Below are 15,468 nucleotides of genomic sequence, written 5' to 3'. Positions count from 1 at the left end.
CGGGATTTAAAATATAATAAAGATGAACGAAGAAATTGATTTTATCATAGACGGAACTAAAGAAGCAATGCAGAATGCCATTGTTCACTTAGAGAAACAATTGCTAAAAATTCGTGCTGGGAAGGCGACTCCTTCTATGGTAAGTACGGTTTTAGTAGATTATTACGGCTCTAAAACTCCGCTTAACCAAGTAGGAAATATCAACACGCCAGATGCCAGAACCATTTCTATTCAACCTTTTGAAAAATCTTTAATTCAAGAAATTGAAAGAGGAATTATGAATGCAAACCTTGGTTTTAATCCTATGAACAACGGAGAAAGCGTCATCATTAACGTACCACCATTAACAGAAGAACGCCGTAAAGAGTTGGCAAAACAAGCTAAAGCGGAAGCGGAGGACTCTAAAGTTGGAGTTCGTAACGATCGTAAAAATGCGAATACCGAACTTAAAAAGTTAGATATCTCTGAAGACTTACAAAAAGGAGCTGAAGAGGAAATCCAAAATTTAACCGACACGTTTATAAAGCAAATTGATGAAACCTTTATTAGCAAAGAAAAAGAAATTATGAAGGTTTAATACGTTTTAAAAACTTAAATTTTACCTAAGAGCGGCAGTTATGTCGCTTTTTTTGGTTTTATTGCAGTGTTAATCCCGCTATAGATGAAGAAGTTTTCTTGGTGTATTTTTATTCTTTTATGCCTTCCCAACTTCATGTTGGCGCAAAGGACGCTTAAAGGTGTAGTAATAGATCAAGAGAGCCAAACTCCCATTCCGTACGCCAATATTTCCATTGTAAATTCAGACAAAGAGAACCAACTTACAGGTATTGATGGCTCATTTCAATTAGAAGTAGGTGAAAAAGACAGCTACTTAAAAATTGAATATATAGGGTCCATCAGTAAAAAAATTAAAATTGGAGTCAATGATTTTTACCTGGTTCAGCTTCAAAAAGATATTGAAAAATTAGATGAAGTTTACTTAAAGTCAACCGGACTTCTAGCCGATAGAATCATAAAGAAAGCCATTGAGCAGAAAAAATACAACGATCCAGATTTAAAGTTTAGTTCTTACTCTTTTAGAACCTACAATAAACTGATTATTGATGATCAAAAAAGCTTATTAAATATTGATCTCGACACCACTAATAGGGAAGTAAAAACTATTCTGGAAGAAGGAAGAGCTTATTTAAGTGAGCAGATAAGTGATTTTAAATTTATAAAAGATGAAGGCGTAAAACAAAAAATTGTAGCCACGAGAACGGCCGGTTTTAAAGAACCTGTATATGAATTGCTTTCTTTAAAAGTGCAATCCAATACTTGGTACAAAGAAAAATATACCGTCTTTGGCAATGATTACGCAGGACCTTTATCAAAAAGACCTTTTAATAATTACACCTATAAAGTATTAGACACTACCCAAACAGACCGACCTGCTTATGTGATTTACTTTCAGCCAAAAAGAGAGAAAAAAGTAGCAGGATTAGAAGGGGTTCTTTACATAGACACGCTAAATTATGGTCTACAAAAAGCAGTAGGACAACTAAAGGGTGAAGTAGAGATTAGCGCCGAACAAGATTTTACCTATTATCCAAAGGAAGATATTTGGTTTCCAGAAAAGCAAAATGTAATGCTCTTACCGGGCAGCGGAGGGAAAAAAGTTTCCATTTTTGGAGGTAATATTTCTCTGGGAAGTCTTCCCGAAGGAGATGAACCTAGCAACAAGCTTTTCTTAAACTCCACCTCCATCAACAAAGACATTACTTTTGAGCGAGTTGATGAAAATCTAGACAAAACTAGCTCCATTATTTTGGCGCCTAATGCCACCTCCCAACCTATTTCTTTTTGGCAAAAAAACAGAAGTATTCCCTTTACAGAAAGAGATAAAAAGACTTTTAAAAAGGTAGATAGCATTGTTAAAGATCAAAATATTAATCGGAAGATTGATGTGCTTCAAAACTTCAACATAGGCTATTTCCCTATAGGCTTTTTTAATCTAGATTTAAGAACTCTTTTTAAATTCAATGATTACGAAGGCTTAAGATTAGGAGCAGGAGGAGTTACTAATGATAAATTTTCTAAAACAGTTAGATTTCAAGGCTATGGAGTTTACGGTTTTAAAGACAGAGAAATTAAATACAATGCGGGTTTTGGCTTGTCTTTAAACAGAAAAACGAATACCTGGTTTAACCTAAGTTACACCAAAGACATTCAAGAAGTAGGAAGCTTCCATTATTTATCTGATGCCCGAGTGTATTCCTTATTCGAACCCCGACTCGTAAACATTAATTTTTATTATAAATACCGTTCTTTTCAATCTAGCATTCAGCACAACTTTTTTCCGGAGTTGTTAAGTGAATTTCAAGTTTCTAAAACCGCAGTCGATCAAACCGGCAGTTACCGCTACCTCCGTAAAGGCAGAGTTTACTCTTCTTACGATATCACCGAATTAACCGCTAGTTTTCGCTGGAGCCCTTACAGCGATTACCTAGAAGCTCCAGAAAAATCTATTGAGGTCAATGTGGGTTATCCTAAATTTTCTCTTCAGGTAGTGCAAGCAATCCCTGGAATGTTAGATGGTGATTTTAATTACACCAAAGTGGGAGCAAAGATGAATTACACCATTAATAGGATCACACAAAATAACACCGAAATCATTCTAGAAGGGGACTATGCTTTTGGAGAGTTGCCGCTCACGCATACGTTTCATGCCTATCCCAACAACCCTAATAAAGAAGGGCTCATTCCGCGTTTTTCAGTAGCAGGAAGAAGAACTTTTGAGACCATGTACTTTAGTGAGTTTTTTAGCGACCGCTTAGCGACTTTACAAATTAAACACCGCCTACGACCCTTTGAAATTTCTAAAAAAATAAAACCCGAGTTAGTTTTTATTACCCGGCACGCCATTGGAGATATCTCCAACCAAGCTCAGCACCAAAATATAACATTCAACACCTTAGAGCACGGATATAATGAAGCCGCAGTAGAACTCAATAAAATACTTTTTGGCTTCGGGTTAAGCTTCGCTTATCGCTATGGCGCATACCACCTACCCCAAATAGAAGAGAACATGAGTTTAAAGTTTACCTTTTATTTTCAGCTTTAAATCGAAAATTGAAGTGTTTATTTTGTAGCATTTTATACCTTTGCGTGCCTAATTTTGCGTCATGTCAAAGATTTTTAGTTTCGGTTTCTGGAATACCATTGCAAGAATAATTCTTAGAAATAGGATTATTATATTGGGGCTAATTTTAGCCTTTACTATTTTCTTAGGTTTTCAGTGGCAGCACATGCGGTTCTCCTTTACAGAAGCGAACCTGCTTCCTGATGATCACGAAATTAACCAAGAATATCAAAAATTCTTAGATAAGTTTGGGGAAGAAGGAAATCTTATTGTCATCGCCACCAACGACAAAGACCTTTTTACTCCGAAGAAATTAAACGCTTGGAACGACCTTAGTAAGAAACTAGAAGCTTTTCCTCAGGTAGAATATTCCATAGGGATTCAGAACTTAAAGAAGCTTCAGAAATTTGAAAACCCCAACCGCTTTGAACTGGTTCCGCTCATTAAAGAGGAAAAAATTAATGCCATTCAGGCGAAAGCCTATAAAGAAGAAATATTTGAGAAACTTCCTTTCTATGAAGGTCTCATTTACAGCAAGAAGAGCAATACCGTACAAACCGCCGTATATTTAAATAAAGATATTGTCAACTCCAAAGAGCGAAAAATCTTTGTAATGGAGCACTTGCAACCCTTGTTAAATGAGTTTGAGCTTAATAACGACCTCGACATTCATGTCTCGGGGATGCCTTACATTAGAACGCTTAACTCTCAAAACATTATCGACGAGATCCAGTGGTTTGTCTTGGGCGCCTTATTCGTGACTTCGCTTATTTTCTTCTTCTTCTTTAGATCGTTTAGAGCAACATTCATCTCTATGATTACGGTAATTATTGGAGTGATGTGGGCTTTCGGGTTTTTGGGATTACTACATTATGAAATTACGGTACTCACCGCCATTATTCCGCCGCTCATCATTGTGATAGGAATTCCCAATTGTATTTTCCTCATCAATAAGTACCAGCAGGAAATTAAAAAACACGGGAATCAGGCCAAGTCTTTACAACGGGTAATTACTAAAATAGGGAACGCTACGTTAATGACCAATGTCACCACCGCCTCTGGTTTTGCTACTTTTATCATTACCGAAAGTAAATTACTTAAAGAATTTGGTATTGTAGCTTCTATTAATATCTTGGCTCTATTTGTACTCAGCATTCTCCTCATCCCCATTATTTACAGCTATTTAGCCCCACCAAAAGAACGTCACTTAAAACACTTGGGAAGAACTTGGCTAGAAGGTTTTGTCAACTGGGTAGAGCGCACGGTAAGAAATAGAAGAATTACCATCTACATCATCACCATTCTGGTATTGGTGACGAGTATTATTGGGATTTATACCATTAAAGTTTCGGGGAGTTTATTAGAAGATATGCCCAAAGAAGCGGCATTCTTTAAAGATATAGAGTTTTTTGAAGATGAATTTGATGGCATTATGCCCTTAGAGATTTTAATCGATACCAAAAGAAAAGAAGGGGTTTTAAAGCTTTCTACACTAAAGCGGATGAGAGATTTGGAAGATTTACTTGCCGATGTTCCCGAACTTTCCAAACCCTTATCTGTCGTAGATTTAGTAAAATATAGTAAACAAGCTTACTATAATGGGAATCCTAAATATTACCAATTGCCCACTTCCCAAGAGAAGAACTTTATATTCCCCTACCTCAAAGGAATGTCTGACGGGAAGAACAATCAGTTAAATGCCTATGTAGATTCTACGGGACAATACGCGCGTATGACGGTCTTTATGAAAGATATTGGCACCGAAGAAATGGAACGTATCGAGGATAATTTGTGGCCAAAAATCAACAAGCTCTTTCCTGCAGAACGTTACGATGTGACCATGACTGGGAAAGCTTTAATCTTTCAAAAAGGAACCACTTATTTAGTGAAAAACCTTATTTTATCGCTCTCTTTGGCTATTCTTTTGATTGCCATTTTTATGGCTTGGATGTTTAGATCATTCAAAATGATAATCATTTCTCTCATCCCCAACTTACTTCCGCTTATCATTACCGCGGGAATGATGGGCTTTTTAGGAATTCCTATAAAACCTTCTACCATTTTAGTATTTAGTATTGCGTTTGGAATTTCGGTAGATGACACCATTCACTTCTTAGCAAAATACAGGCAAGAGTTAAAATACCATAATTGGAAAATCAAGAAGTCAGTGTATCCCGCTTTACGAGAAACCACCGTGAGTATGTTTTACACTTCCATCGTCTTGTTTTTTGGGTTTTCCGTATTTATGATCAGTAGTTTTGGAGGTACAGTTGCCCTTGGCGGATTAGTTTCTGCAACTTTGCTTTTCGCGATGTTATCTAACTTATTGCTGCTGCCTTCGCTGTTGCTTTCATTAGAAAAAAGCGTTTCTAACAAAGAAACCTTTAAAGAGCCTCATTTAGATATTATTGCTGAAGAGGAAAAGGAGGAATCAATCGATAAATAAATCCATTTTACCCTTAACCACTTAATAAACAAAAAAAGTAAAGATTAGAATTCATGTAAATGAATTATTAATATCATATGATTTTGTTAAATAATTTTTTTTGTTTAGCTTAGAAGTCAACTTATATAAATAAACTTCATTAAGAAAACTTCAAAACTTTAACCCTTTAAAGCTAACGATACTCTTTTTAGTTCTATCTATATTAAATTCCTGTAGTTCAGACAATGATTATGATAAAACCAATTCCTATGATAATGACAATGCGCATTCTAAAAATGAAATAAAAAATCTGAACGAAAGTACTGGTGAGGTAGAATTTACGCCTGAATTAATAAACGAAAATACTTTAGGATTACATTTTCCTTCAGAAATAACCAACTCCGATTACCATTCTTCTAATGATCTTGAAAATTTTATAGTAACTAAAAATACCCAACATGGAGAAGTAATGTTTATAGAAGGTTCTTATCCTACTAGAATTGATGAAAATGGAAACTTAATTTGTGATATAAATATTGAAATATAATTGAATGAAAAGGATTTTTTATATAACTATCTTTATGTTGGTGACCTCTTGCATTAAAATTAGTTTTGAAACAAAAAACAATGCTTCTGAAGAACTTTTACCCTCAGGAGCATATTTAAATAAAGTTTCTGATACACAAAAAGTAAAAAAGTCAAAGTTCTATTATGTATCAAAAGCTTCAAGCCCAGATTTTATAAACAATATGGAAGCATCATTAATTTCTTTTACAAAAAATAAACAATCTACTTCAATTGATAAAATATTGGTAAAAGATGAAAATGGTAATGAAGTTCCATTAAATACTTGTGATAATTTTACTGCAATAGATAATTCTGATATTGAAAATTTTCTTTCTAATGAAAAGACTTATAAAGGAATGGTTTTAAAAAGTATTGAATCACAAGAAATCTATGATTTTCCTAAAAATAAAACAACCACTATAATTCTTTACACTACAAAAATGGATGGTTTACAAGATAAATATATTAATTTAGCAAAACATCTTTATAAAGAAGAAAATATAGACTATATATTTATATCCATGGATTTAGAAAACTTAAAAAACATTCCAGATGTATGGGAGGAAACCATTTTTTAAATCTTAATATATTTATTTTAGTACTTTTCTCTGGCTATAATATTTCAGCTCAAAACCAATCTTTAGAAAAAGGAGAAGTTTGGGTAGAAGCAAAAGCAGGATTATCTTTTTATAACCGAGAATTGGCAAGAATCAACAACAATAATATTGATTATCAAGAAATAAATAATAGTTTACGCCTAGAGTTTATTCCGCAAGTAAATTATGCTATTGCCAATCGGTTATTCATTGGCGGGCAACTAGGCATTGGTTACGATTCTTTTGAAGTAAAAGAAATAGATAAAAATAACACTTCGCTCAATTATAAAATCGGGGCACAACTACAATACTACTTCTTAAAAATTACACCTCAATTTTACCTTAAAAGTGAAATAGGTGTTAATTATAACCATTATCGTGTCAACCCAGCAATAGAAAATCTTGATACCCAAACGAGCAATTACTTAAAAACCTATCTAGACGCTGGTTTTAGTTTTTTACTAGACGAAGATTGGATGGTTTCCATTTTCTTTAAAGACATAGTCACTTACCATTCTAACACGCCAAATTTTGAAAACCGTAAAGACGTTGAATCCAGCGTTATTTTTCAAGATTTTATACGTTTCCCTCATTTTTCAATCAGTTATCGAATAAATTAGCACGTAGCACTTCTTTTACCCCTAACTTCTTGCTAAGCTTAGGGCTAAAAATTATATTTGTCGCTCAAATTAAATGAAGATGAAACATACCAAAATTGTAGATGTAATTAAAACCGATCCGGTTTTACAAGAAATTTATGTAAAAGGCTGGGTACGTGCTTTTAGAAGCAACCGCTTTATCGCCCTAAATGATGGTTCTACGATTAATAATTTACAATGTGTTGTAGATTTTGAAAATACTCCCGAAGAAACCTTAAAACAAATTAATGTTGGAGCTGCCGTAGCTATAAAAGGTACACTTAAAGAAAGTGAAGGGCAAGGACAAAAAGTAGAAATCGAAGTACAAGACATAGAAATCTTAGGAAAAGCAGATCCAGAAGAGGTTAAGAAAACTATTCTTTCTCCTAAACGTCATTCCTTAGAAAAATTAAGAGAACAAGCACATTTACGCGTGCGCACCAACACCTTTAGTGCTATTATGCGAGTGCGTTCTAAGCTTTCTTTTGCTGTTCATCAATACTTTCAGCAAAATGGCTTCAATTACGTAAATACACCTATCATTACAGGTAGTGATGCCGAAGGAGCCGGAGAAATGTTTAAGGTGACCAATATGGACTTAAACAAGGTGGCTAAAAATGAAGACGGAAGCATTAATTACAAAGAAGATTTCTTCGGAAAAGAAACCAACCTTACCGTAAGCGGACAGTTAGAAGCCGAAACTTATGCGCTGGGGTTAGGACAAGTATATACCTTTGGCCCTACTTTTAGAGCCGAAAATTCTAACACTTCTCGCCATTTAGCTGAATTTTGGATGATTGAACCTGAGGTTGCTTTTTGTGACCTTGACGGAAATATGGATCTTGCCGAAGACTTTATCAAATACGTTTTAGAATACATTTTAGAACATTGCGATGATGATTTGGCCTTCTTGGAAAACAGATTAATTCAAGAAGATAAAAGCAAACCGGAAGCAGATCGCGCTCCCATGACCTTGCGTGATAAATTAAAGTTTATCACCCAGAACAATTTTAAACGCGTCAGCTATACCGAAGCCATAGATATCTTAAGAAACTCTAAACCCAACAAAAAGAAAAAATTCAATTATGTGATTGAAGAATGGGGAGCAGATTTGCAGAGTGAACACGAACGCTTTTTGGTTGAAAAACATTTTAAATGTCCGGTAATTTTATTTGATTACCCCGCCAATATCAAAGCCTTTTACATGCGCTTAAACGAAGATGGGAAAACGGTAAGAGCCATGGATGTACTTTTCCCAGGCATTGGAGAAATGGTAGGAGGTTCTCAACGTGAAGAGCGTTTAGACGTACTGCAAGCCAAAATGAAAGAGCTAGACATCGATGAGGAAGAATTATGGTGGTATTTAGACACCCGTAAATTTGGAACTTGCGTCCATAGCGGATTTGGCTTAGGTTTTGAACGCTTGGTTTTATTCGCCACAGGAATGGGGAACATTAGAGATGTGATTCCTTACCCTAGAAGTCCGCAAAACGCCGATTTCTAGAACAGAATTGCTTTGCAGTATTGTCATTCCGACGAAGGAGGAATCTTTAGTCTTCTGCTACAAACATCAGAAATAATAAAGCTAAAAGCCAGATTGAAATTCAATTTGGCTTTTTTTATAGGTTACTTCTCATACCTTACTTTGATTTTTACAACTGGAGTGAGGTAAAATTTCTTCTCATTACCTAGAACTGTTTTCGTTACTCGATGTTTTTTAGAGCGGTGTTGCCAATTATTTCCGCGGTAGCTCATCCAAGCTCTATTATTTTTTTCTCGCGAATAAATTAATTTAGGATAAGTCATAAATTGGTTATCGCTCCCCTCAGTTGGGTTAGGATTAATAGTTTCAATGACAACGCATATTCCGTTTTTAAGGAAAGGAATAGCAAACTTACTTAGCTCTATGCTTAATTGTTGCTTTGTATTTCCATCAGGTTTTATAACAAGATTTTCATAGGAAAGCAGCGCTCCGGGTTCATCTTTATCTTCATCATAGTTATAAAACTTAATTCTAAACCAAGTTAATTTACTGTTATAAAATAACTCCTCTTGTTCCCCAACCCAAAAACTAACTTCTTCTACTTTTCCTTTTTTTTCTTTTTCATTAGGAATATAAATGGCTTGCTCCATTCCAAATTGGACGCCAATTTTGCTCGAAAACCATTTTTTTCGTAATCCTAAACGGTGCTTACTTCCGTATTTTTTCCTTTTCACTTGCAATACCACTTCGTCCATAACTTCGTAAGTAGTTTCTAAATAAATTTCTTGATATTCTTGAGCTTGCTCTAACAAGGTTCCAATTGAAATTTTTTTAGACTCATAACCCAAGTGGCTGATCAATAAGCTATCTTGTTTATACTTTTCTAAGTCTAAGGAAAATTCACCTTTAGAATTGGTATTTGTACCTATTTTTTTATCTAAAATACTTACATTCACATAGCCCAAAGGCTCTTGTTTCTCGGCAGATTTTAACTTAGAAGTAAATACTTGAGCTGTGGACAAAATGGGATATAAAAAAAGAAATAGGATTAATCGCATCAAATATATTTTAGGTTAAAGATAAAAAATAAATGACGTCCTCTAAGGCTATAGAAAAACATACTGTTCCCCACATAAAAGAAGCTATTCGATTGCAAGAATATGCTTCCCAAGTTTTTGATTTACTCAACTCTAGAAACGCGGTAAAAAAAGCACTTAAGAAAGAGCGAATTCTCCTTAACGGAAAAGTGGCGCGTACGGCCGACTGGATTCAGGAAGGACAGGAATTACAGCTTTTGGAAGAACCGGTGAAGCCAAAAAAAATCTTCCAACTTTCGTTTTCAGTAGTTTTTGAAGATGATTTCTTAGCGGTGATTGAGAAACCTTCAGGGTATCCTACCAACGGAAATTACTTTAAAACCATAGAAAATGCACTCCCTTTTAACCTGACTAGTTCCACTCAACCAGATGCGTTGGTTTATCCGCTTCCGGTACACCGATTAGATAATCCCACTAGCGGATTGTTGCTCGTTGCCAAGACTAAATCCGCGCAAGCGCAATTATCCCTTGCCTTTGAACGCAAAGAAATCAGCAAAACTTACTTGGCGATTGTAGAAGGAAAATTTAGCGAAGAAGAACAGATCATCAACGATGAACTGGACGGCAAAGCTTCGGAAACCCTTGCAAAAGCTACTAAATTCTATCAAAAAGAAGGAAATGATTTTAGCTTGGTAGAATTAAATCCGCTTACGGGAAGAACGCATCAATTGAGAAAACATTTATCTATGCACGGCTTCCCTATTGTGGGAGATGAAAGCTATGGCGCCAAATTTTTTCTTCAGAAAGCAATTTATTTAACCGCTTATAAATTGCAATTCAAACACCCCATAACTTCTGATACTCACGCGTTAGAATCTCAACTTTCTAAGCGATTTTTAAAGTTTTAAGCCTCTTCTTATACCTAAATTGAAGCTTAACAAAACTTTGGTAAGAGAACTATCAGCTTTTTCGTTACTTTTGTAGGTATAATCCTATGATTTATGCTTAAGCAGCAACTAAATTTTAAACTTTCACAAAAGTTATCTCCGCAGCAGATTCAGTTAATGAAACTGATACAACTTCCTACGCAAGCTTTTGAACAACGTGTAAAGCAAGAGTTGGAAGAAAATCCTGCCTTGGATAGTGGGAAAGAATCTACCGATGAGTATGAAGATGAGTTTAAAAATGAGGAGATGGAAAGTGATTCGGAAATCATTGAAACCGAATCTGAAATTGATGTGGACGAGTATTTAAGCGATGATGAAATCCCAAGTTATAGAACGCAAGCGAATAATTACAGCAAAGATGATGACGAAAAAAGCATCCCTTATGCGTCTGGTATTTCCTTTTCTCAGCATTTAAAAACGCAATTGCAAACCTTTAGACTCGATGAAGAGGAAAAGAAAATCGCCGAATTTCTTGTCGGTAGCGTAGATGAAAGTGGTTATATACGTAGAGAAACCAGCGATATTGTTGATGACCTTGCTTTTACTCAAAATATTTACACCGATGAGGAGACGGTAGAAAAAGTTTTTAAATTGGTACACGAGCTAGACCCTGCGGGAGTTGGAGCACGTTCGTTACAAGAGTGTCTACTTATTCAGTTAAAGAGAAGAGAAGCCACTCCGTTAGTGGAGTTATCTATCGATATGATGGAAAATGCTTTTGAACAATTTAGTAAGAGGCATTACCAGAAACTGATTTCTAAATTTAATATTACCGAAGATCAATTGAGGGAGGTGATTGACGAGATATCACACCTTAATCCTAAACCCGGAGGCTCTTACTCTACCAATACTAGAATCGTAGAGCACGTAGTACCCGATTTTACCATTAAGATTAAAGATGGAGAGTTGGAATTAACGCTTAACGGAAGAAATGCCCCAACGATGCATGTTTCTCGGGAATACAATAACATGCTGAAAGGCTATAAGGAATCCAAAGAAAAAAGCAAGAAGCAGAAAGATGCCGTGATGTTTATCAAACAAAAACTGGACTCTGCCAAATGGTTTATAGAAGCAATTAGACAACGCCAAGAAACCTTATTTGTGACAATGAATGCCATTATGCATCATCAATATGAATATTTTATGACCGGTGATGAGCGCGATCTGAATCCCATGATTTTAAAAGATATCGCCGAAAAAATTGATATGGATGTTTCTACCGTAAGTCGGGTGGCAAACAGTAAATATGTGGATACGCCTTATGGTACCAAATTGATTAAAGAATTCTTTTCGGAATCGATGACGAATGATCAAGGAGAAGAGGTTTCTACCTTAGAGATTAAGAAAATCCTAGAGATGAGCATTGAGGATGAGGATAAGAAAAAACCTCTAACCGATGATAAACTGGCAAAAGTATTAAAGGAAAAAGGCTACCCTATTGCTAGGCGAACCGTAGCAAAATATAGAGAGCAATTAGATATTCCTGTAGCAAGGCTTAGAAAAGAAATTTAAATTGCTTTTATGCGTGTATTCATTAAATCTGCTTCTTACTTCCTACACCCCATATTAATGCCGTTATTGGGGAGTCTACTCTATTTTGTTTTGACACCTAGATTTTCACCGGACCCTATTGCTAAAGCAAAAATTTTAGCGATTAGTATTCTTACCATTTTTATTCCTATCGTTTTTTTCTTTTTGTTAAAGAATTTGAAAATCATACAAAGTGTTCATTTAAGAAGTGTTCAGGAAAGAAAGATTCCTTTATTGTTTTTTTGCATCATACTATTAACGGTCAATAACTTTATCTTAAAAAGTTATGAGCAAACCGAGCTTTACTTTTTTTTTACTTGTATTCTTTATTCCAATATGCTCGCGTTGATTCTAGCTTACTTTAAAGTGAAAGCTAGTTTACACATGATGGGAATTATGGGAGTGCTTGCTTTTATTACCATGCTTAGCTTTTTGTATCAAACTAATATGATTTATCTTATTTCGCTCTTAATTTTCTTAATGGGGTGGATTGCTACTTCAAGACTGCAGCTAAAAGCGCATACTGGAAAAGAATTAGTGTGGGGTGCTTCAATAGGAATTATTCCGTATTTAAGTTTACTCTGGTATTAAAGGATATAAAACATAATCCCAATCTTAAGGGGATTTAGCCCCACTTCTTCTACTGTATCGCCTAAAGTTCCATCAAAGAAGGGATTTAAACTGTAATAGACATTAAAATTAAAGGTATTATAGCCAAAGGTAAAAGTGAGTCCGTACCTAAAATTATCTAGCGCATTGAGGTGCTTATCTCTAATTTTAACATCACCAGCAACGTAGTTTGCTTTAGACCAAAATACATAGCCCAATCGCAATCCCGTATAAATCCTCCAAAATTTATAATCGGAAGCCGTAGAAGTTCTCCAACGGTATTCTAAGGGCATTTCAATAAGGTAGTTGGTTAATCTATTGGTATCGTAGTTATTTTCGATGACATCAAAAGTGGTTTCGTTTTCCTTTTCATCGATCAGTAAATTAAAGCCGTAAGAATTGATAGACATTCCCAAACCAAGCCCTATGGCTTTATTTCTTCTTTTATTAATAGGCATATCCCGCGTAAACCCAAAATGCAAACCTCCAGAGAATCCAGATTGTTTTATTCCCTCTGGGCGATTAAGCAACAAATTAAAGCCAAAGCCAGCATAGAATTGATCCTCGCGGTACAGACTATCTACTGCAACAGAAGTAGTGTCTATCGCCTGGATTTCTTGCGAAAAGCTGGTCGCAAAAAAAAATAAAGCGAAACAAAGGAATAGCACATTTTTCATAGAGGAAAGATACTTAAAACGAAAGTATAAAAACTAGTTATGCCCGACTAAGATGTTAGACCCTACGTTTTAGATCATAGAAGCTAGCCTTAACATTAACCAACTAGTAAACAATTGTTTAATTTATAAAAGTTATTTAATTTCAGAAATATTAACCGAATATAAGAATGTTTTGTTTCCCGCTCCCATCATTAAGGCGACTACACTTTTAACGTTTTTAACCGAACACTAATATATAAAAACAAAAAACATCCAATTGAAATTGGATGTTTTTTGAGTTAAAAGTTAAAACTTGTTAGTTCATATTTTGAGAAGCTTTACCATTCTTAGTCGTATAATTCACTCTATAAGCTTCTGCTTTTCTTAATTCATATTTGATATCTGCTACAAGACCCATATTGGTTTTTGTATCTACTTTAAGAGAAGTAGTTAATAAATTCTGTAATTCTTCTCTCTTAGATTCTCTTTCCGAAATAATAAATTCTTTGATATCTGAAACATCTGCAAACTTATCATTTAACTGAACCCGGGCTTCTTTACCAAATTGTCTTTGATAACGTTCGCTAGGTTTCCCCGCATAAACATACATTACCAAATCTTTCTTCTCTAGTTTTTCAACTTGATCTGCAAAAGGCAAATTATTCTCAACCATTAAAGTAGTATCCCTCATCGTGGTTGCCACCATAAAAAAGAACAGTAACATAAATACAATATCTGGCAGTGAGGCCGTTGATATAGCCGGCAAGTCTCCGCTTTTTTTCTTTCTAAATTTAGACATAATGAATTTTTATTTGTCTTTTATTTTCTCTCTTTAGGTTCAGCTTCCGATAAGTTTAAAGGAAACATAGCTCTAATAGTTTTAATATCTTCTTCCAGCTTTTCTTTACTTCCTCGGTATTCTGAATCGTTAAAGTCTCTTTCCATCTTCACAAAAGATTTTCCAAACAAACGATTGGCTTCTCTATTTCTTAAGAAATTAAAAGCCGCAACCAATTCATTCTGTACGGCAATATATGCGCCATACTCGGTTTCTCTATCGTTTTGTAAAGAAACTACTGCTTTTAAAGGATTATCTGATGAAGCTGGATCTCTACGCCCCTGACAGTAATTACAATCTTGACCTCCATTATCTAGGAAATCAATTGCAGCCTGTCTTAGGTCTTTAAGATTCATTCTTTCATCCTCAACCAATAACTCTTCATTTGCATTCACCAATACAATAAAAATATTTTTCTCTTTACGTGGAGGTGGATTTTCTGGAACATCTTCAATTGGTGGCAATTTACTATTGATCCCAGCATCGGTTTCTATAGTAGTTGTCACCAAGAAAAAGATAAGCAGTAAGAAAGCAATATCTGCCATCGAACCTGCATTTACTTCTGGTGCATTTCTCTTTGCCATATTTAAATTCTTACTTAATTAATTTTTTAACTCCCGAAAAAATCATTGCTCCTACGGCGATTGCTGCCAAAATATAGAAGGTTCTAAGACCAGCACCAATCCACTGAGATTCAGTAGCAGTAAGCATTTCTCCATTCTTCATTTGCGTTGCTGTTCCGTCTGAGAGGAAAAATGCAATAGCAATAACTACTATAAATGCTCCTACAGAAATCAAGGTGTTTTTCACATTACCTGAGAATAAATCCTTAATTACAAAAACTGCAACAATAAGCAAAACTATAGCAAGAACTGCGTAAGCAAGCATCATCATAGGCTGCACTAAAGACTGTTCGCTTGTAGCAAATAGCCATATTCCCATAATCAATGCAACCACACCAATTATTAGGGTTAGTATCTTTAAAATTTTATGTAATACCATTATCGTTGTATTATAGGTT

Annotated in this window: 14 protein-coding genes; 9 read left to right on the top strand and 5 right to left on the bottom strand. The window is 35.0% G+C overall.

Translation table 11 applies throughout. The features are described from left to right. Positions 1-22 precede the first annotated feature (22 nt). The 6 genes from frr (at position 23) to asnS (ending at position 8,851) form a co-directional block, all read left to right on the top strand. A complete protein-coding gene (frr, locus tag RBU60_RS02135) occupies positions 23-577 on the top strand; it encodes a ribosome recycling factor (protein WP_308862980.1) in 555 nt (184 codons plus the stop codon). A gap of 84 nt (positions 578-661) precedes the next feature. Further along, positions 662-3,103 carry a DUF5686 family protein gene (locus RBU60_RS02130; RefSeq protein ID WP_308862979.1) on the top strand — a complete coding sequence of 814 codons (2,442 nt, stop codon included), beginning with the start codon at positions 662-664 and terminating at the stop codon, positions 3,101-3,103. Positions 3,104-3,164: 61 nt separating this feature from the next. Further along, a complete protein-coding gene (locus RBU60_RS02125; RefSeq protein ID WP_308862978.1) occupies positions 3,165-5,567 on the top strand; it encodes an efflux RND transporter permease subunit in 2,403 nt (800 codons plus the stop codon). 530 nt (positions 5,568-6,097) lie between these two features. Further along, entirely contained in the window at positions 6,098-6,691 is a 594-nt protein-coding gene (locus tag RBU60_RS02120; protein WP_308862977.1) for a hypothetical protein, read from the top strand. Then, positions 6,670-7,329 carry a hypothetical protein gene (locus RBU60_RS02115; RefSeq protein WP_308862976.1) on the top strand — a complete coding sequence of 220 codons (660 nt, stop codon included), beginning with the start codon at positions 6,670-6,672 and terminating at the stop codon, positions 7,327-7,329. The genes RBU60_RS02120 and RBU60_RS02115 overlap by 22 nt, the downstream gene beginning before the upstream one ends. A 79-nt stretch (positions 7,330-7,408) precedes the next feature. Continuing rightward, entirely contained in the window at positions 7,409-8,851 is a 1,443-nt protein-coding gene (gene asnS, locus RBU60_RS02110) for an asparagine--tRNA ligase (protein WP_308862975.1), read from the top strand. Positions 8,852-8,973: 122 nt separating this feature from the next. Here asnS and RBU60_RS02105 read toward each other — a convergent pair whose 3' ends face one another. Then, positions 8,974-9,888: a carboxypeptidase-like regulatory domain-containing protein gene (locus RBU60_RS02105; RefSeq protein ID WP_308862974.1), complete on the bottom strand. Its 915-nt coding sequence runs from the start codon at positions 9,886-9,888 to the stop codon at positions 8,974-8,976. Between the two features lie 32 nt (positions 9,889-9,920). Between RBU60_RS02105 and RBU60_RS02100 the strand changes: the two genes are divergently transcribed. From RBU60_RS02100 to RBU60_RS02090, 3 genes are all read left to right on the top strand, one after another. Then, on the top strand, positions 9,921-10,775 hold the full coding sequence (locus tag RBU60_RS02100; RefSeq protein ID WP_308862973.1) for an RluA family pseudouridine synthase: 855 nt from the start codon (positions 9,921-9,923) through the stop codon (positions 10,773-10,775). Between the two features lie 93 nt (positions 10,776-10,868). Continuing rightward, on the top strand, positions 10,869-12,326 hold the full coding sequence (rpoN, locus tag RBU60_RS02095) for an RNA polymerase factor sigma-54 (protein WP_308862972.1): 1,458 nt from the start codon (positions 10,869-10,871) through the stop codon (positions 12,324-12,326). Positions 12,327-12,335: 9 nt separating this feature from the next. Then, the gene (locus RBU60_RS02090; RefSeq protein ID WP_308862970.1) at positions 12,336-12,935 is read left to right on the top strand and encodes a hypothetical protein; all 600 of its coding nucleotides are present in this window, start codon (positions 12,336-12,338) and stop codon (positions 12,933-12,935) included. Here RBU60_RS02090 and RBU60_RS02085 read toward each other — a convergent pair. The 4 genes from RBU60_RS02085 to RBU60_RS02070 form a co-directional block, all read right to left on the bottom strand. Beyond that, on the bottom strand, positions 12,932-13,630 hold the full coding sequence (locus RBU60_RS02085; RefSeq protein WP_308862969.1) for a porin family protein: 699 nt from the start codon (positions 13,628-13,630) through the stop codon (positions 12,932-12,934). The two genes, RBU60_RS02090 and RBU60_RS02085, sit on opposite strands and share 4 nt — an antisense overlap. Positions 13,631-13,925: 295 nt before the next feature. After that, positions 13,926-14,408, bottom strand: coding sequence for an ExbD/TolR family protein (locus RBU60_RS02080; RefSeq protein ID WP_308862968.1), 483 nt, complete (start codon positions 14,406-14,408; stop codon positions 13,926-13,928). Between the two features lie 20 nt (positions 14,409-14,428). After that, the gene (locus tag RBU60_RS02075; protein WP_308862967.1) at positions 14,429-15,031 is read right to left on the bottom strand and encodes an ExbD/TolR family protein; all 603 of its coding nucleotides are present in this window, start codon (positions 15,029-15,031) and stop codon (positions 14,429-14,431) included. A gap of 10 nt (positions 15,032-15,041) precedes the next feature. After that, positions 15,042-15,449, bottom strand: a complete 408-nt coding sequence (locus tag RBU60_RS02070) for a hypothetical protein (protein WP_308862966.1) — start codon at positions 15,447-15,449, stop codon at positions 15,042-15,044. Positions 15,450-15,468 lie beyond the last annotated feature (19 nt).

The sequence above is a fragment of the Mesonia profundi genome (assembly GCF_031085155.1).
In the GTDB taxonomy this organism is placed as follows: Bacteria; Bacteroidota; Bacteroidia; order Flavobacteriales; family Flavobacteriaceae; genus Mesonia; species Mesonia profundi.
Note: the sequence above shows the minus strand (reverse complement) of the source record. Positions and strands in the feature narration are given on the sequence as shown.